The organism is Agrobacterium vitis, from assembly GCF_037039395.1.
GTDB classification, from domain to species: Bacteria; Pseudomonadota; Alphaproteobacteria; order Rhizobiales; family Rhizobiaceae; genus Allorhizobium; species Allorhizobium vitis_E.
In genome coordinates this window covers 980,568-998,444 of record NZ_CP146242.1, presented here as the reverse complement: position 1 = coordinate 998,444, position 17,877 = coordinate 980,568, and the positions used below count along the sequence as shown (strand labels likewise).

Genomic DNA, 17,877 nt, shown 5'->3' with positions numbered 1-17,877 from the left:
CATGGCCGATCTCAATCGGAGTTAACCGCAGAACCGCCGGGCTGGTATGGTGCCGAAAATCCGTGTAACCGGAATGCGCTATGAACAAAGCTCTCGTCGTCATTTTCGCCACCGTCGCTCTCGATGCTGTTGGGTTTGGTCTTATCTTTCCCATTTTGCCGGCTTTGTTGCGGGAGGTGACGCATATTCAGAATGTGGCGCCCTATATTGGTATGTTGGTGGCGCTTCATGCGGTCATTCAGTTTATCTTTGCGCCGATCCTGGGATCGCTCAGTGATCGGCTCGGTCGTCGGCCCATCCTGTTGATTTCGCTGGCGGGGGCGGCGGTCAATTATCTGTTTCTCGCCTTTGCCGACAATCTCTGGCTGCTGCTGCTGGGGCGGGCCATTACCGGGTTGACCAGCGCCAATATGTCGGTGGCGACGGCCTATGTGACAGATATTTCGCCGGAAGATCAGCGGGCGCGGCGCTTTGGTCTGTTTAATGCGATGTTCGGCCTAGGCTTCATCTTCGGCCCGATTATCGGCGGGGCGCTGGGGGATTATTGGCTGCGGCTGCCCTTCATTGCCGCCGCTGTGCTGAATGGTGGCAATCTGCTGCTGGCGTTTTTCGTCTTGCCGGAATCCCGCATCCCGACGCGGGAGAAACTCGATCTGGCGGCCATCAACCCGCTGCGGCCTTTGCGCTGGGCGTTGTCGTTGAAAAACCTGCTGCCGATGGTGATCCTGTTTTTCATCTTCAATCTGATCGGTGAAGCCTATGCCACCTGCTGGGCGCTATGGGGTGGCGATGCGTTTCAGTGGAGCGGACTGTGGATCGGCCTGTCACTCGGCGCGTTCGGCATCTGTCAGGCGCTTGCCCAGACCTTTCTTCCCGGCCCGGCGGTCAAGCTGTTTGGCGAGCGGGTCGCCATTCTGATCGGCGTTTCCAGCGCCTGCATTTCTTTGGCGGTCATTGCCTTTGCGACCGAAAGCTGGATGGTGTTTGCGATCATGCCGGTTTTTTCCTTGAGCGGCATTGGCGTTCCGGCCCTGCAATCCTTGGCGACCGCCCAGGTCGATGCGGACAAGCAAGGCCAATTCCAGGGCGTACTGGCCTCCGCCCTCAGCCTTGCCGCCATTATCGGTCCCCTGGCGTTTTCGAGTGTTTACTTTCTCATCAGGGATTATTGGCCGGGGGGCATCTGGATGTCGGTCATTGCCGTTTATGCCATCAGCGTCCCCTTGGTTCTGGGCCTGCGCCTCAAGACTAAAACCAGCGGAAAAGCAGTTTAGCCCGGCCTCCCAGCCGGGCTAAACACGCTCGTCATATGCATATCAGGCAGCCTTGATACCCTGAGCCGCAATGCCTTGCGTAACCACGACCGGGATCAGCAGGTCGCCCCAGTTGCCATCGCCACCATGGTGGCGGGCAGAGCGGACCAGCTCGACGGAAACCCCGGCCTCCACGGCTTTCATGACCGAATGGTTCAGCCGGTGCAGGTCATTGGCCAGCATCCGGATCAGCGCCTGCTGGTCGGCATTCATGGCGGTTGCCTGTTCTTCGGCACGTTCTTTAACGCGGGTCTGGGGTGTCATGGCATTGCTCCTCTTATGTCTGGGGTTTTTGAAAGGCCTGGAGGTTTTTAAGAGTTTGCCCCGCCCGAGACCGGGCAGGAATTGCGATAAAGGCAGCCGTCAGTTTTCGAATGGCCAGGGCGGTGGATATCAGCAGGACAACGGCCCAGAACTCATTCAGCAGCAGGGCGGAACTGGTCATGTTCGGTCGACTCCTTCATGGCTGTGGTTGAGGACGTGCCGCCCGAAATCGCCATGGAAACCGCGTCGAAATAGCCGGTGCCAACTTCGCGTTGATGCTTGGTGGCGGTGTAGCCATTGGCTTCTGCGGCAAATTCCGCCTGTTGCAGCTCGGAATAGGCGGCCATCTGCCGATCTTTGTAGCCACGCGCCAGTTCAAACATGCCGTAGTTCAGCTGATGGAAGCCCGCCAGCGTGATGAACTGGAACTTGTAGCCCATGGCGCCCAGTTCCTTCTGGTACTTGGCAATCGTCGCGTCATCGAGGTTCTTTTTCCAGTTGAACGATGGCGAGCAATTATAGGCCAGCTTCTTGCCCGGATGCACTTTATGCACGGCTTCCGCGAATTTGCGGGCCTGTTCCAGATCCGGCTTGGAGGTCTCCATCCAGATCAGGTCGCAGTAGGGCGCATAGGAAATGGCGCGGGCAATGCAGGGCTCAATGCCGTTTCGTACCTGGTAGAAACCTTCGGCGGTGCGGCCCGCGTCATAGTCCACAAAAGGCTGGTCGCGCTCGTCGATGTCAGAGGTCAACAGCTTGGCGGCCTCCGCATCGGTGCGGGCAATGATCAGCGTTGGCGTCCCCATCACGTCGGCGGCAAGCCGGGCGGCGGTCAGGTTGCGGATATGCGCAGCGGTCGGGATCAGCACCTTGCCGCCCAAATGACCGCATTTCTTCTCCGACGCCAACTGGTCCTCGTAATGGACGCCCGCCGCACCGGCCTCGATAAAGGCCTTCATGATCTCGAAAGCATTGAGCGGCCCACCAAAACCTGCCTCGGCATCGGCAACGATCGGTGCAAACCATGTCTCGACCGACAGGCCCTTGCCTTCCTGGGTTTCGATCTGGTCGGCCCGTTGCAGGGTCTTGTTGATCCGCTTGGCCAGTTCAGGCGCCGCATTGGCGGGGTAGAGCGACTGGTCGGGATACATGGAGGACGCGGTATTGGCGTCCGCCGCAACCTGCCAGCCGGAAAGGTAGATCGCCTTCAACCCGGCGCGGACCATCTGCATGGCCTGATTGCCCGACAGCGCCCCCAGTGCATTGACGAAATCCTCCTGGCCGATCAGCTGCCACAACCGGTTCGCGCCCATTTCCGCCAGCGAATACCGGATCTCCACGGAGCCGCGCAGCCGCTTGACATCCTCTGCCGAATAGGTCCGCTCGACGCCATCGAAACGACCCTGCGGTGCGGAGGGAACGAGTTTGTAAAAATCAGTCATGGCAGTCTCCTCTTGTCGTTTTCATGCAGGAATGCCGCGCTCCTCTTGCTGCTTTCCTGCTGGTCTGATGTGACTTGTTTTACAATGCGCTGCAAAAAATCCCAAGAAAAAACGATAAAACAACGGCTTGAAAGAGGTTAGGATGTCTTGTTGTTTACAAATGAGCGATGTAATATTGTAAAAATTGTAAATTATCGGCTTGATGCGTCGAGGCGTAAATTTTGTAAATTCCTGTCGGAGGGGCTGATATGGCCGACCACAAGATCTTTGCCGGACCACGGGTGAGGCGGGTGCGCAACGGCCTGGGCCTGACCCAGACGGCGATGGCCGAGGCGCTGGGCATTTCGCCGTCCTACCTCAATCTGATCGAGCGCAACCAGCGACCGCTGACCGTGCAATTGCTGCTGAAACTGGCCTCGGTCTATAAGGTCGATCTGGAGGAATTACAGGGCGATGCGGGCGGCGGCTCGGTGCCATTGCGTGAAGTGTTTGCCGATCCGCTGCTGGCTGGAGAAATTCCGGGCGATCAGGAATTGATCGAATTTGCCGAGGCGGCCCCCAATGCCGCCAGCGGCGTGGTCAAGCTTTACCGGGCCTACCGGGAACAGGCCAAGCGCCTGTCGGACCTTGCCGAATTGCTGGCCCGTGAGGGCCATGAAACGGCGCTGGCCGGGGCGCGGCTGCCGATGGATGAAGTGCGCGACGTGCTGGAGCGCCGCAGCCTGCATTTTCCCCTGATCGAGGCGGCGGCGGAAGCCTTTCATGCGGCGCTCGATCCGGGCGATGGGCTGGAGGCGGCGCTGAAAACCTGGCTGCGCACCCAGCACGGCATCGTCGTGCGGGCGCTGCCCGTGCATGTCATGCCGCATCTCGGGCGGCGCTATGACCGCCATTCCATGCGGCTGTTCCTGTCGGAACGGCTGTCGCCCTTCGACCAGTTGCGGGAAATGGCCATGGAAGCCTGTCTTCTCGTTATGGGCGAGGAGATTCGCGCCGAGCTGGAAAGTCTGGCTCTGACCTCAAATGAGGCACGCCGCATCGCCCGGTTCGAGCTGGCGCGCTACGCAGCCCTGGCGCTGATCATGCCCTACGGCGCTTTTCTGGCAGCGGCGCAGCGGGCGCGTTATGACGTGGACGTGCTGCGCGCCCGGTTTCGGGTATCGTTCGAGCAGGCAGCCTCGCGGCTGGTCACATTGCAACGGGCGGGTGCTGCGGGCATCGGGTTCTTCCTGATGGAGATCGATCATGCCGGCAATATCATCCGCCGGGCCGGCGGGCAGGGCTTCCCGCGCGCCACGTTCGGCGGCCAATGTCCGAAGCTGAACATTCATGCGGCCTTTTCAGAGCCCGGGCAGATCCTGGTCGAGCCGGTGGTTGCTCCGGATGGCGCCGGTTTTCTCACGGTGTCGCGCACGTTGGAAGGGCCACAGGCGGGCTTTCAGCAGCGGGTCCGCCGCACGGCCCTGCTGATCGGCTGCGATCTCGCTCACGCGCAGGACACCGTCTATGGCGAGGCGCGGATGGCGCCAGTGGAGATCGGCCAGGCCTGCCGAATCTGCGAGCGACAGGCCTGTCTTTCCAGGGCCGAGCTGCCAATGACACGGCCACTCGGACTGGATGAAATGACGGCGGGATTAAGCGCCTTCGATTTCCAGTGACGGCTCCCAGTGAGGGGCGAACAAACTCTAGGCTTTAATCACCGCCAGATAGGATTGCACGTGGCCTCCCGTGGTCATGATGCCCATCAGATTGTTGTCGATCACCGTATTGCCGGTTGACGGTCCATCGCTGGTCGGATAGGCGACCGGAACCCATTTGGCGTCGGTAAAGGTTCCGTCGCTATTGCGGCCGATGGTAACGAAAGCGGTGTCCTGGTCCGACATCGCAGCCAGGCAATAGCCACTCTCTATGGCGCTGATACCTTCGAAATGGGTCACAATCCCTGGCTTGCCCTGATAGCTGTAATTCGTGACGTTGCTGATCTTTTTCGTCGCGGCATCGTAATCCAGCACGAAACCGACATTGATTCCGGTTGCGCCCTTGTAGCCGCCGACGATCGTATAGGCATTGCTGCCGTCGCCGCCATTTTGCCAGATGCCATAGGCGGTGGTGAGCGGTCCGAGGCTGAGCCTGGAGAAGCTTTGCGTGCGGATATCGTAAATGAAGGCCGCAGCCGAGGCAGCCTGCCCGGCAAGATCGAAATTGCCGACCACCAGGTCGCCCATGGTGGAATGGGCAATGGTATAAAACACTATCCCACCGGCAACATCCTTGGGTATGTCGAGCGCCGTCCATTTGCCAGAACCGTCGAAGGCGCCTTCATACATCATGCCATGGTCGGCAGTCGGATCGGTGGCCTCAGCATATTTATAGCTGCCGACGGCGCGCACATTTCCCTTGCCGATGTCAGGATTGAACAAAGGTGTATTCGGACCGTAAAAGGTCGATGTCGTCACCGTCTGGCCTTTGAAAACGGGGGTCAGATAGGCATAGCCGGAGCTGTCGGTGGAAAGCAGCGGCCCGCGATAGAGAAGCGCCTGCTGTTGCGCACCTTTGGGTCGGCTGGTAATTTCCGGTCAGCACGACCGGCTGGTTGGTGCCGGCATCTTGGCGTACGCCGGTCACGAATTGGTTCGGGGAAAGAATGGTCTCGTATGTTACATTGGCGTTGCTCATGATCGCTACCTTTGATTGAAATTTAAAATAACATAACCATAAGGTGTTTCAAAAAGATTGACGGATGGTTGGTGAGGGGGAGCTTGCCGGACCGCATGCCATCAGGAAGATGGTTCTGTCGCTTCAACCTGTCGGTGCCCCGCCGGTACATTGTGCGCTGCTTTGCTGTGATGCGGAAAATTACGCTTGTCGAGCGCATATTTCCTTTCTAGTCTGGCGAAAAATAATGGGAACGACGGGCCTTATCCCCCAATGGCCTGGATACAGGAGACGTGATGACATCCACCGGGATTCGCTTTGCCGCCGCCGCCTTTGCGGCCATGTCCATCACCTTATCGGCGGGCGCGCTGCCTGCCGGTGCTGCCGACCGGGAAGTGCATGTGTACAATTGGTCGGATTATATCGATCCGCAGATCCTCGAGGATTTCACCAAGGAAACCGGCATCAAGGTCGTCTATGACGTCTTCGACAACAACGACCTGTTGGAGACCAAGCTTTTGGCCGGTGGCTCCGGCTATGATGTGGTGGTGCCGACCGGTCCGTTCCTGGCGCGGCAGATCCAGGCGGGCGTGTTCCAGAAGCTCGACAAGTCGAAACTGCCGAATCTTGCCAATATGTGGCCGATGGTCATGGAGCGGCTGGCCAATTACGACCCCGGCAACCAATATGCTGTCAACTATATGTGGGGCACGACCGGCATTGGCTACAATGTCAAGAAGATCAAGGCGATCTTCGGCGATGACGTCAAGGTCGATAGCTGGGACTTCATCTTCAAGCCGGAAAACGCCAAGAAGCTCAAGCAATGCGGCTTGAACATCCTCGATGCCTCGGATGAAACCTTCGCGATTGCCATGAACTACATCGGCAAGCCTGCCGACAGCAAGAAAACAGCCGATCTGGAAGCAGGCGCCAAGGTCTACCAGGCGATCCGGCCCAGTGCCAAGACCTTCAACTCCTCCTCCTACCTGAATGATCTCGCCAATGGCGATATCTGCGCCACCATCGGCTGGTCCGGCGATGTGATCCAGGCCAAGAAGCGGGCGGAAGAGGCCAAGAACGGCGTGGAAATCGCCTATGTGATCCCCAAGGAAGGAACCTATATGTGGTTCGACAACCTGGCGATCCCGGCTGATGCCAAGAATGTCGAGGAAGCCCATGCCTTCATCAATTACCTGATGAAGCCTGAGGTAATCGCCAAGGCATCTGATTTCGTCTCCTATGCCAATGGCAATCTGGCCTCGCAAAAAATGGTCAGCGCCGATGTGCTCAACAATCCCTCCGTCTATCCCGACGAGGCGACTATGAAGCGGTTGTTCACCATCTCGCCTTACGATCCCAAATCGCAGCGCGTCCTGAACCGGCTCTGGACCCAGGTCAAGACCGGCAAGTAAACGAGATGAAGCGGGGCAGAAATGCCCCGTTTTCTATTTGAGACGCGCACAACAGACCGTACAGGCCTTGGCAAACAAGGCAGGCGGGGAAGGGGACCGATGGCGAAGACTCTGGGGCCGGTAAAACGCAAATTCGCACCTTGGACGGAGCGGGGGCAAATGCCCTTCATCCGGTTTGAAAATGTCACTAAACGCTTTGGGCCGTTCACGGCAGTCGATAACCTTACCCTGAACATCTACGAGCGGGAGTTTTTCTCGCTGCTTGGGCCATCTGGCTGCGGCAAGACCACGCTGATGCGGATGCTGGCTGGCTTCGAGGAGCCGACCGAGGGTCGCATCCTGTTGCAGGGCCGCGATCTCGCCGGCGTGCCGCCCTATCGTCGTCCGACCAATATGATGTTCCAGTCCTACGCGCTGTTTCCGCATATGTCGGTGGAAAAGAACATCGCCTTCGGCCTGGAACAGGACAATCTGCCCAAGGGTGAAATCAAGGCGCGGGTCGAGGAAATGCTGAAACTGGTCAAGCTGGAGGAGTTTGCCAAACGCAAGCCAGGTCAGCTTTCCGGCGGCCAGCGTCAGCGTGTCGCCCTGGCCCGTTCGCTGGCCAAACGCCCGAAAGTGCTGCTGCTGGACGAGCCGCTCGGCGCGCTCGACCGCAAGCTGCGCGAGGAAACCCAGTTTGAGCTGATGGATATCCAGACCGAGCTTGGCCTGACCTTCCTGATCGTCACCCATGACCAGGAAGAGGCGATGACGGTGTCTGACCGGATCGCTGTCATGGACAAGGGCGAAATCGTCCAGGTGGCGACGCCCGCCGAAATCTATGAGGCGCCGAATTGTCGTTACGTGGCGGATTTCATTGGCGATATCAATATTGTCGAGGGGCGGTTGCTGCGAAGCGATAGTGATGGCGGCCCTGTGGCCATTGCCTGTGACGGCTTCACCTGCCTGGTCGATCAGCCCTGCGATCTCGCTGACGGTGCCGAGGTTGCCTTTGCCATCCGCCCGGAAAAGGTTCGTATCTCCATCGACCCGCCCGCCGATACCAGCGTCAATGCGCTTTCCGGTGAGGTCTGGGATATCGGCTATCTCGGCGATTTTTCGGTGTTCATCATCCGGCGCGAGGATGGCTTTACCTTCCGCGCGGCGCAGGCCAATGTCGCACGTCTGGTAGACCGGCCGATTACATTCGGCGATCAGGTCTGGTTTTCCTGGACGCCGGATGCCGGCCTGTTGTTGACGAGGTAGCGCCATGGCCGAGCCCGCAACCCTTCCACAAGCCGTTCCTCCGGCGCTTCCCCCAGCGCTTTCCAAGGCAAGCCGGGCCCGCTGGCTGATTGTTGTCCTCCCTTATCTGTGGCTGGGTTTGTTTTTCCTGGCGCCGTTCTTCATCATCGTGAAGATCTCGCTGTCGGATACGGCCATCGCCATGCCGCCCTATACGCCGGTCTTCCAGGGCTTTTCGCAACTGGGTGATTTCCTGTCGCAGCTGGATTTCGAGAATTTCCAGATCCTCGGTGAAGATCCGCTCTATATTGAATCCTATCTGTCGTCGCTGAGGATCGCGGCGATCTCCACCCTGCTGCTGTTGTTGATCGGCTACCCGATGGCGCTGGCCATGGCGCGCGCCAAGGCGGAACTGCGCCCAACCCTTGTGATGATGGTCATCCTGCCGTTCTGGACCTCGTTCCTGATCCGCGTCTATGCGTGGATCGGCATTCTGAAGCCGGAAGGGCTTTTGACGCTGCTGTTGCAAAGCCTGCATATCTACGGTCCAGACCAGCAGGTGCATATCTACCAGACCGACATCGCCGTATTCATCGGCATCGTCTATTCCTACCTGCCCTTCATGGTCCTGCCGCTCTATTCGGCTCTGGAGAAGATGGATGGCAGCCTGCTGGAAGCGGCAAGCGATCTCGGTTGCCCGCCGATGACGGCCTTCTGGCGGATTACCTTTCCGCTCTCCCTGCCGGGGGTGATTGCCGGATCGATGATCTGCTTCATTCCGATCACAGGCGAATTCGTCATTCCCGACCTGCTGGGCGGCGCCGATACGCTGATGATCGGCAAGACCATGTGGACGGAGTTTTTCGGCAATCGGGACTGGCCCGTCGCCTCTGCCGTCGCCATCGTGCTGCTGCTTTTGCTGGTGGTTCCGATCATGATTTTCCAGAACCAGCAAAGCAAAGTGTGAGGGACCGTGATGAAATCTGGCCGTTTCGATCCCGTTTTTCTCACCTTCGGTTTCGCTTTTCTCTATGTGCCGATCCTGATTCTGGTGATCTTCTCGTTCAACGCGTCGAAGCTGGTGACGGTCTGGGGCGGGTTTTCGCTGCGCTGGTACCAGGAGATCTGGCAGAATGACAGCCTGATGGATGCCGCCTGGGTGACGCTCCGGGTTGGCGTCATTTCGGCCAGTCTCGGCACCGTGCTTGGCACCATGGCGGCGCTGGCACTGGTGCGCTTCGGGCGGTTTCGCGGCCGCATGCTGTTTTCCGGCATGGTCTATGCGCCGCTGGTCATGCCTGACGTTATCACCGGCCTGTCGCTGCTTTTGCTGTTCGTTGCGCTGAATGTCGATCGCGGCTTGATGACCATCACCCTTGCCCATACCAGCTTCACCATGTGCTATGTGGCGATCGTCGTGCAATCGCGGCTGGTGACGTTTGATCGCAGCCTGGAAGAGGCGGCGCTCGATCTCGGTTGCCCGCCGGTCAAGACGTTTTTCCGCATCACCCTGCCGCTGATCCTGCCCGCCGTGGTCTCCGGCTGGATGCTGGCCTTTACCCTGTCGCTGGACGATCTGGTCATTGCCAGCTTCACCACCGGGCCGGGAGCGACCACCCTGCCGATCAAGATCTACTCGCAGGTGCGGTTGGGTGTGACGCCGGAAATCAACGCGGTTTGCACCATATTGATTGCTGTCGTGACGCTCGGTGTCATTATCGCATCCATCGGCACCAAGCGCCGGGAGTTGCAGCGCCAGCGCGATGAGCACATTGCCGCCGCTGGGCGGTGATCAAAAAGGTCAGGGATTGGCAACTGGATTGGCTGGAGAACTGGCCGAAGAACCGGCAGGCGAACTGGCTGGCGAAACGATCAGATCCGGCCACGAACCGCCTATAAACAATTGCAGCGGAGCGAATGCGCCGACATAGGACGTGCCGGGGCGAACCTCTGCCGATAGCGCCAGACCTTTGAAGCCGTAGGGGACCACGCCGGTAAAGGATGTGGAGTGGACACTGCCCTGCAATTCGCCCTTGCCGATATTGATGCCACCATTGCCAAGCGTGGCCGACAGCGTCAGGCTGTCAAACGGCAGTTCCCCTTTTCCTGCATCCTGCAGGCGGAAAAACCGCTGCTCTGCCGCCTTTTGCCGGACACCGTCCGGGTTGACGCCGGTAATTCTCCCCGGTCCGGCGGTCATGTCCAGCGTGCCGGTAACATCGTCAGGACGGGTTTCCCACAGCGCCCGGTTGGTCGTTGCCGACAGCGTCAATGTGCCGGGGCCAAGCGGCAGAGGCCCATTTAATGCCAATTTACTTTCAATATCGGATAGATCGGCATTGGTCAGCGCGAGATCCAGGTGACCGCCCTCGTCGAAATTGCGGTTCTTGCCCTCCAGATGCGCGACAAGCGTGCCATCGGCAAGGGTGCTGTCGGCAATGTCGAACACGGCAGTGCCATCGGTGGCGAGAATGCTGGCACCCAGGTCGGAAAGGGTGAAGGGCGCATACGTGGCCTTGCGGGCTGACAGTGTCAGGTCGAATTCCAGCCAGTCCAGCAGACCACTTTTTCCCTCAGTTGTATCGGCGTCAGGGGCCGAAAGCGAAAAGGCACCGAGCACGGTCGGGATGTCCATCTGCTCGAAGGCCAGCGTACCGCTGAGCTTCGGTTTGCCGCTTTTCGCCTGGGCCATTTCCATCAGGCCTGTGGCGCTGGTATCGTTGGCGGTAAAGGACAGGCTGTCCAGCCGGATCTTGTCGGCTTCCGCCGTCACGGTCGCCTGGACCGAGACGGTGTGCAGGGCTTCGGTGCCGGGCAGCGTCGCCCCTGTCCAGGCAAGAAGCCCTGGAACGTCGGAAATCGCAAGCGATAGATCGCCGGAGGCGAACCGGGCCGGCGCCAGTCCGGTCTTGCCCTTGAATGTGCCTTTGAGGGCGGGGGCGGTCAGCGAAAATTCCGCCTGCGCGATGCCGCCGCCGAGCAGCAGCAGGGGTTGGCGCGAGGAAAAATCCAGCCGGGTGGCCACCCCGCCGATCATCATATTGGCGGTGCCGTCAACCGGCGCCGACATGACCGGCCAGAACAGGTGGGAAAAAATGCTATCGATCACCACCGTTCGCCGCAGCGACTGGTCTTCGATGTCGATCCGGCCATTTTCGACGGTAATCGAACCGATCCTGGCATCATAGTTCTTGTCGAGGGTCTGGCCGCCCCCGGCATTTTCCTGGGCATGGTTGATCGCATCCGAGAGCAGGCCTTTTCCAGCCCAATCGAGATGGCCCCGAGCGTCGCGGCGCATGGAGATATGCGGCCTTACCAGATAGAAATCGTCGAATGCCGGATTGCCCATTGCCGCCTTGATCAGGCCGAACGAGGCCGAGAGTACGTCGATATGAGCAAGCACCCGCTTTTTTGCGCCATTTGCATCGGCGGATTTTCCAGAGCTGGGGCTGATGCCAGGCTCATGGGCAGTAATGGTGACATCGGGCAGGGTAATGCGTGGCTCTGGCCAGAATTGCAGGCTGGGCGTGCCGGCAATCTCCACGTCATGGCCGCTCCAGCGGCTGATGGCCTTTTCGATGCTGCCGCGCACTAGGCTGCTGGACACGATATAGGGTGCCGCCAGCCGGGACGCGACGAAAATGCAAAGCATCGCCACTGCGATGACGATCACCGTCCGCGCCAGCCTGCGTCCGCGCCAGCGCCGCGATGCCGACCATTTGCGTTTTGAACCCAACGTCACAGGAGGCCTTTCAGATCTGGTGCGAAGACATATATCAACGCCGATCGTTTCGATAGAGCAAAGCGCTTTTCCTTGCAATTTCAACAGGCGCGCCGCAAGCTCTCTATCGTCCTGCTGTTGTCGGTCAGCCCGCCAGAACCCTTGGAGAAGGGAAGGTGATTTCCACCAGCGTACCTTCGTTCGGTGTCGATTGAATGGCAAAGCTGGCGCGGTTGGCATCCACCATCGCCTTGGTCAGCGGCAGTCCAAGACCGGTGCCGTCGCCGCGCAACCGGGCGCCGCCCGGAGATACTTGCCGGAACGGCTTCATGGCCTGTTCCAGTTCTGCCCGCGTCATGCCGATGCCGGTGTCGCGGATACGCAGGGTTACGCAGCCATTCGGCTCGTAATTGGTGGAAACGATGATCTGTCCACCTGACGGGGTGAACCGGATGGCGTTCGACAGGATATTGAGCACGATCTGCTTGATCGACCGCATGTCAGCCACAACATTCGGCACCGATTGCGACAGCGCCGTGCGGATAATCACCCGTTGGCCGTTTGCCTGCGGCTGGACGATGGCCACGGCTTCCGACACCGTTTCATTCAAGCCGACCGCGATGAAGTCGAGATCCATTTCGCCCGCCTCGATCTTGGAAATATCCAGGAGATCGTTGACGATATCTAGCACATGCCGGCCGGAACGGCCGATATCGGCGGCATATTCAGCGTAGCGTCCATGGCCGATCGGCCCGAAGCGCTCATCCGCCATGATATCGGCAAAGCCGATAATCGCATTCAGCGGCGTGCGGATTTCATGGCTGACCCGTGCCAGGAAGTCGGTCTTATGGGCATTGGCTGTTTCTGCGGCGCGTTTGGCGCTGCGCAATTCCTCTTCGGTGCGCTTCCATTGGGTAATGTCGCGGATGACAGCGCAAAAGCCGTTGGAAGAGGAGAGGCGACCAATGGTCATGAACAGCGGAATGAAGCCACCGGAGGATTCCCGGCCGATCACTTCGCGTCCGTCGTTGAGCACGCTGGCAACGCCATGGCCGGTCAGCCCGCCGAGATAATCGAGGATCGCCCTCTGGCTCTCATGGGCAAACAGCGTAACGAACGGCTTACCGCGAATATCGTCTTCGTCATAGTTGAACAGTGCGCTGGCCGCGCCGTTCACCGAGCGGATTTCGCCGTCGGTGCTGATGGTCACCACGCCGTCGGTTGCCGTTTCCAGGATGGAGCGCAGCTCCTCCACCTCGATGCGCAGGCCGGTATGCTCCACTGCATCGAGCCGGGTCGGATGGTCCAATCCAGGCTGTGAACCGTCACCGGCATCGGAAACCGGAAGAGGCGTATGGTCTGCAACGGGCGTCTCGGCAGGCTTTGCCGGAGCCTGCGGCACCAGCGCCAGCAGCAAGGCGCTGGCCTCTTCCCAGCGGATCGATTGCAACCGCGCCGAGACGGGCACCAGCGCATCATCGGCCCTGACCACGACAAGCCTGCCATCCCGGCGCGCGTCGTCCGTTCCAGGCTGATCGTCTTGCGGATTGTCGCCTTGCACCACGTCGTCACGCTGTAAAAGCGCGTCCAGCCCACCGGACTGAGCCAATGCGTCGAGATCGGCATAGCCGGTCAGCGCCAGAAATTCCGGATTGGCATGGATCAAGGTATCGCCGCGATGAGCGAGCAATGCCACGGGCAGCATGTCCAGCACATCAGGCGAAAACACCACATCGCGCGGCGGACGTGGCAGGAGAGCGCCAGGCACGGATGCGACCGGCAGGATCATCTCGTCCGCAGCGCTTTTTCCATCCTCGGCGACATCGTTCGTATTGGCGGAAACTTCGTCACCAGTGGAGGGGAATTCGACGACGGTGTCGGCTGGAAACTCCTCTTCCTGATCAGAAACGACGTCAGCTGGCTCGTCGCCATCTTCGGCACCTGTTGCCTCGTCGCTTACCGCGGTATTGGCCTCGTCATCGACCTCTTCACTGGCCTGCGATGCCGGTAGATCGGTGGCCGGATCTGGTTTTGTGTTGTCATTCTCAGGCAGGCTGTCGCGCTCGGCACGCGGCGAAGGCACTGTTGTATCCTCCGCTTCGGGTGTCGCATGGTCGGCGGCGGCGGCATCAGGCTTCTGCTTTTCGGCATCTGCTGCGTCAACAGGGGATGGTTTTTGGACTTCTGCGGCAGCTTTGTCGTCACGCCCAGTGTCGTTATGTCTCTTCTTGGGCGATAGATCGCGGCTGCCGTCAGCGGATTTTGCACCGAGCGCGTCCAGTCTGCGGGCAATTTCCTGAAAGGTCGCATGTTCGGCGGGGCTCAAACCTTCGCGGCCGAAATGGCGGGGCTTGAGTTGAACGATGTTTTCCGCCTGGGGAAGGGGGGCTGGTGCGCTGATGACCAAGGCCGGCACCTCTTCCCGTTCCGACGCCTGTTCTTCCACCCGTTCTGGCACAGGGATGGTATCAGCCTTTTCGACCTCTGCCGGAGTGGCGGCATCATCCCGCATGTCTTGCTGGGGATCGGCTAGTGCCGCTTGCTCGGTCGTGCGGCTCTGCTCGAGCGGAGCGCTTAAGGTCAGTCCGACCTTGTCGATATCTTCGATGCAATCGGCCAGCCGCACGACGCCAAAGCCTCGGAAGCCATCAAAATCGCGACTGCGGGTATAGGTCGGCAAGGCGGCCAGATCGACCGGCACTTTCAAGCTGGTGCCTTCAATCGGCCAATAGATCGTCTTGCCAGACCAGGTATCGCGCTTTTTCAGCAATTCACCGATCTTGCCATCGGGATCGAGATTGAACAGGGCCGCCAGATCGGCGAAGGTCTGACCTTCGATGGCCGCCGACCGCGGGCCGACCGCCTTGGCAAATTCCGGTGAGACTTCACTGAAACAGCCGAGTGCATCGACCTTCCACACGAACCGCGCCGCCCGCATGGTGGGAGTGAAGGCGAAATCCTCCTGGGTGTTCTCTTGTTGCCGCGCAGCCTGTTCGCTGACGGTTTCCGGCAGTTCTGGCGTCTCTTCCGCAGAATGTGGCGCGGGCTCCGTCTCGCCCTCTTCGTCCTGCTCAACAGCGTCCGCGGTGGGTGCCTCTGTCTCGGCTTCGATCTCATCCTGTTCAGCATCGGCGTGTAGATCGGAATCCGGCAGATCCGTGCTGGCTTGACTGTCCTCGGTCAACGTCGCGTCGAACGTGGCAGGCTGTTCCGCTTCAGCGGGGCTTTCCTCAGGAACTGACAGTTCTTCAGGCGCGGGCTGGTCTTCAGGTACGTGCATGTCGTCAGGCAGGAGCTTGTCTTCAGGCACGGGCTCGCCACCAGCATGATCATCCGGCTGCGGGCTCAGCGCATCCGCCTGAGACAGGTCTTCCGGCTCAGGTTCCAACTCGTGGATGCTGCCCAGGGCTTCGACGACTGCTTCAAAAGTCTCTACAGGCCTGGCTTCCTCGGGTCTTGCCTCTTCGGACTTGGCTTCCTCAGGCTTGCCCTCTTCAACCTCGACAGCGATTGTATCTGCGGCTGGAAAAGTCTCGGACGCGGGAGGCTCAGAAAGATGGGTCTCAGCAGCGGCCACGGCGGGCTCTATCGAAACCTGCGGTTCGTGGACCTGTGGCGCCGTTACGGAAGCCGGGGCGGGCTGCTCCTCAGTAAACCCATCCGAGGTATCCAGCGTTCCCAGCAGGGTTTCCACTGCAAATAGCAGGAACATTGCAGGGTCGTCAGCAATTCTGCCCAGCGCAGCGGGCAGGTTGCCGCGTGCTGTCGGAATAGGCCGCTTCATCAGGCCGCCGGGTTGGACTTGCGCCATCTGCACGATGGTTTCGATGGTGCGTGGGGTAATGCCGAGCCGGTCGAAATTGCCGGATGCCCGGATCACCGCGCCCTTGCTGTCCAGAAGGGCCATATGGGTGTCGGGATCTTCGAAGCCACGCAGCAGTGCTTCGCTGCGGGCCGAGGCGTCGCGGTAGCTGACCGGCATGGAAAACAGAATGACCACTTCGCCGGGGCGGATCTCCAGCCGTTCCAGCTGAGCTTCAACAGGCACAAGGCGAAAGCCCGAACCGGCCCGCACCACCAGACGGCGCGCTTCGCCCGTCGTTTTCAACTGCCGGGCCATGGCGGCGATCTGCCGGAAGGTGACATCCTGGCGCGGTGGCCCTTGGTCGAGGAAATCGTAAACCGAGGCCGTTCCGAAGAAACCCGCTCCGGCGCCATTCGCCCAAAGCACTCGTTCCAGATCCAGCGAAAACAATGCCAGAGCATCTCCACGCGCAAACCGGGCCCTGACCGCGCTGTGCACGGCGATATCGATGAAAGGGTATTGGATAGCGGGCATGGTCAACCTGTCGAGCTTTTTCGCCGGCACTGTTCTGAATTAACAGATTTTTAATAACTTCGCACCCCCTCCGGGTCCAGCGGAGAGCGCCTCTATCGCCAAACAGGGTTAATGTGAGCAATTATTTTATTGTGCGTTGCAACATAATATTGCAACGCACAATAGGTTCTGCTATATACCCTCTATCGAAAAAAACCGGGCTGCAACGATCAGCCCCTCCCAAGGAGTTCATCATGGCTACCAATTCGAAATCCACCCCTTTCTCCGCCGCTGCTTTCGACCCTGCAAAGATTTCCGACAGCCTGCGCGACTTCACTGAAAAGGGCGCTGCCCAGTCCAAGGAAGCCTATACCAAGATGAAGGCCGCTGCCGAAGACGCCACCAAGACGGTTGAAGCCACGTTACAGAGCGCCCAGAGCGGCAGCATGGAACTTGGCCTCAAGGCTATCGACGCCCTGCGCACCAATGCCGAACTGTCCCTGTCGCACATGGAAGCCCTGATGGGCGTCAAGTCTGTTGCCGAGCTGGTCGAATTGCAGACCGCCTTCATCCGCAAGCAGGCTGAAGTCACCGTCGAGCAGGCCAAGACCATGCAGGAAACCGTCAAGAAGGTTGCCGAAACCGTGGCCAAGCCCGGCAAGGAAGCCGCTGAAAAGGCAATGTCCACCTTCAAGGTCTCCTGATCTTTTCGGTCACATATCGATGAAGATGAAAGGGTCGGTTCGTCCGGCCCTTTTTATTGTCGTCGCCGCCGGTGATGTGTAAATAACGGGGGAAGCGCAAAAAGGGGCTTGAAAAATTCTCCCATGCCCCGTATGTGACCCCTCGAAAGCGCTAGCGCTTGATGTGCGGTTGTAGCTCAGTTGGTTAGAGCGCAGGTTTGTGGCACCTGAGGTCGGAGGTTCGAGACCCCCCAACCGTACCATTTTCCTTTTAGGGAATCAGTCACTTAGTGCGTGCCGGAAAATTGGCATGACTTTCTGAGTTGAGGCTATATCGGTCTTTGCGAAATAATCGGTGCAGGTTAGTCCGTCATCTCTCACAGATTTCAATGAGAGTTCGAATCATTGGCCCCACGGCGTCTTCCGTCAAGGCACGCGGATTTAGGTTGATGTAACCGATTACCGCTTGATGGAAGGTGCGGTCGTTGATCTTCGCGTTTTGAAGGCATTCGAGGCGGCTAGCACGCGTTTTCTCGTTATCGCCGTTAGCCTCAGGGGAAACCAAAAGTAAGTAAGAATTCAGTGCACCCCACAGATATCCTCTGGCGTAGTTTTGATCGGACTGTAAAAGCTCTGCACTGGTTAACGCTGATGCAGGTGTCCCTGTTAAGGCAGTCAGTACCACGAAAAAAACAGCCGCATTTATCACCTTTTTGAATTTGTACACGTTTACGCTTTCATCCATCCAAATTCATCAGCATTAGCTTAAGATGAGCTTGATGTGAGGAGAGATCGGCGGCACCATGTAAGCTGAAAAGAATTCATTCATACTCTAACCTGTA

General features: G+C 59.1%; 13 protein-coding genes and 1 tRNA gene. 8 read left to right on the top strand and 6 right to left on the bottom strand.

Going from position 1 to position 17,877, the window contains the following annotated elements; translation table 11 throughout:
• The first annotated feature begins 80 nt into the window (after window positions 1-80).
• A complete protein-coding gene (locus tag V6582_RS07350) occupies window positions 81-1,274 on the top strand; it encodes a TCR/Tet family MFS transporter (protein WP_156631900.1) in 1,194 nt (397 codons plus the stop codon).
• 42 nt (window positions 1,275-1,316) lie between these two features.
• On the opposite strand, the gene V6582_RS07345 is transcribed toward V6582_RS07350, so the two are convergent.
• Together V6582_RS07345 and aceA are read right to left on the bottom strand one after the other, a co-directional pair.
• Entirely contained in the window at window positions 1,317-1,577 is a 261-nt protein-coding gene (locus V6582_RS07345) for an SMc00767 family acetate metabolism repressor (protein WP_060719226.1), read from the bottom strand.
• 152 nt (window positions 1,578-1,729) lie between these two features.
• Window positions 1,730-3,019 (bottom strand): isocitrate lyase, encoded by a 1,290-nt coding sequence (gene aceA / locus V6582_RS07340; protein ID WP_070166362.1) that lies wholly within the window; start codon window positions 3,017-3,019, stop codon window positions 1,730-1,732.
• A 248-nt stretch (window positions 3,020-3,267) separates the two neighbouring features.
• Here aceA and V6582_RS07335 point away from each other — a divergent pair, with 248 nt between their 5' ends.
• On the top strand, window positions 3,268-4,677 hold the full coding sequence (locus tag V6582_RS07335; protein ID WP_156631899.1) for a helix-turn-helix domain-containing protein: 1,410 nt from the start codon (window positions 3,268-3,270) through the stop codon (window positions 4,675-4,677).
• Between the two features lie 27 nt (window positions 4,678-4,704).
• Here the strand turns inward: V6582_RS07335 and V6582_RS07330 are convergent, their stop codons facing one another.
• The gene (locus V6582_RS07330) at window positions 4,705-5,475 is read right to left on the bottom strand and encodes a hypothetical protein (RefSeq protein WP_156631898.1); all 771 of its coding nucleotides are present in this window, start codon (window positions 5,473-5,475) and stop codon (window positions 4,705-4,707) included.
• A gap of 540 nt (window positions 5,476-6,015) precedes the next feature.
• Here V6582_RS07330 and V6582_RS07325 point away from each other — a divergent pair.
• The 4 genes from V6582_RS07325 (at window position 6,016) to V6582_RS07310 (ending at window position 10,105) form a co-directional block, all read left to right on the top strand.
• Complete coding sequence (locus tag V6582_RS07325; RefSeq protein WP_156631994.1) at window positions 6,016-7,086, top strand: polyamine ABC transporter substrate-binding protein; 1,071 nt, start codon at window positions 6,016-6,018, stop codon at window positions 7,084-7,086.
• A 99-nt stretch (window positions 7,087-7,185) separates the two neighbouring features.
• Window positions 7,186-8,334: an ABC transporter ATP-binding protein gene (locus V6582_RS07320; RefSeq protein ID WP_156631897.1), complete on the top strand. Its 1,149-nt coding sequence runs from the start codon at window positions 7,186-7,188 to the stop codon at window positions 8,332-8,334.
• Between the two features lie 4 nt (window positions 8,335-8,338).
• Complete coding sequence (locus tag V6582_RS07315) at window positions 8,339-9,280, top strand: ABC transporter permease subunit (RefSeq protein ID WP_234889674.1); 942 nt, start codon at window positions 8,339-8,341, stop codon at window positions 9,278-9,280.
• 9 nt (window positions 9,281-9,289) lie between these two features.
• A complete protein-coding gene (locus V6582_RS07310; RefSeq protein WP_060719219.1) occupies window positions 9,290-10,105 on the top strand; it encodes an ABC transporter permease in 816 nt (271 codons plus the stop codon).
• A 9-nt stretch (window positions 10,106-10,114) separates the two neighbouring features.
• Here the strand turns inward: V6582_RS07310 and V6582_RS07305 are convergent, their stop codons facing one another.
• On the bottom strand, window positions 10,115-12,055 hold the full coding sequence (locus V6582_RS07305) for an AsmA-like C-terminal region-containing protein (protein WP_197434379.1): 1,941 nt from the start codon (window positions 12,053-12,055) through the stop codon (window positions 10,115-10,117).
• 124 nt (window positions 12,056-12,179) lie between these two features.
• On the bottom strand, window positions 12,180-16,373 hold the full coding sequence (locus tag V6582_RS07300) for an ATP-binding protein (RefSeq protein WP_156631895.1): 4,194 nt from the start codon (window positions 16,371-16,373) through the stop codon (window positions 12,180-12,182).
• Between the two features lie 233 nt (window positions 16,374-16,606).
• Here V6582_RS07300 and V6582_RS07295 point away from each other — a divergent pair, with 233 nt between their 5' ends.
• Both V6582_RS07295 and V6582_RS07290 read left to right on the top strand, forming a co-directional pair.
• Window positions 16,607-17,056: a phasin gene (locus V6582_RS07295; protein WP_156631894.1), complete on the top strand. Its 450-nt coding sequence runs from the start codon at window positions 16,607-16,609 to the stop codon at window positions 17,054-17,056.
• A 165-nt stretch (window positions 17,057-17,221) separates the two neighbouring features.
• Window positions 17,222-17,298: transfer RNA gene (locus tag V6582_RS07290), tRNA-His, on the top strand.
• 107 nt (window positions 17,299-17,405) lie between these two features.
• Here V6582_RS07290 and V6582_RS07285 read toward each other — a convergent pair.
• Window positions 17,406-17,780, bottom strand: coding sequence for a hypothetical protein (locus V6582_RS07285; RefSeq protein WP_156631893.1), 375 nt, complete (start codon window positions 17,778-17,780; stop codon window positions 17,406-17,408).
• Between the last annotated feature and the right edge of the window lie 97 nt (window positions 17,781-17,877).

Coding starts and splice junctions, on each gene's coding strand:
- V6582_RS07350 (WP_156631900.1), top strand. CDS start 81: ATGAACAAAGCTCTCGTCGTCATTTTCGCCACCGTCGCTCTCGATGCT.
- V6582_RS07345 (WP_060719226.1), bottom strand. CDS start 1,577: ATGACACCCCAGACCCGCGTTAAAGAACGTGCCGAAGAACAGGCAACC.
- aceA (WP_070166362.1), bottom strand. CDS start 3,019: ATGACTGATTTTTACAAACTCGTTCCCTCCGCACCGCAGGGTCGTTTC.
- V6582_RS07335 (WP_156631899.1), top strand. CDS start 3,268: ATGGCCGACCACAAGATCTTTGCCGGACCACGGGTGAGGCGGGTGCGC.
- V6582_RS07325 (WP_156631994.1), top strand. CDS start 6,016: ATGTCCATCACCTTATCGGCGGGCGCGCTGCCTGCCGGTGCTGCCGAC.
- V6582_RS07320 (WP_156631897.1), top strand. CDS start 7,186: ATGGCGAAGACTCTGGGGCCGGTAAAACGCAAATTCGCACCTTGGACG.
- V6582_RS07315 (WP_234889674.1), top strand. CDS start 8,339: ATGGCCGAGCCCGCAACCCTTCCACAAGCCGTTCCTCCGGCGCTTCCC.
- V6582_RS07310 (WP_060719219.1), top strand. CDS start 9,290: ATGAAATCTGGCCGTTTCGATCCCGTTTTTCTCACCTTCGGTTTCGCT.
- V6582_RS07300 (WP_156631895.1), bottom strand. CDS start 16,373: ATGCCCGCTATCCAATACCCTTTCATCGATATCGCCGTGCACAGCGCG.
- V6582_RS07295 (WP_156631894.1), top strand. CDS start 16,607: ATGGCTACCAATTCGAAATCCACCCCTTTCTCCGCCGCTGCTTTCGAC.
- V6582_RS07285 (WP_156631893.1), bottom strand. CDS start 17,780: ATGGATGAAAGCGTAAACGTGTACAAATTCAAAAAGGTGATAAATGCG.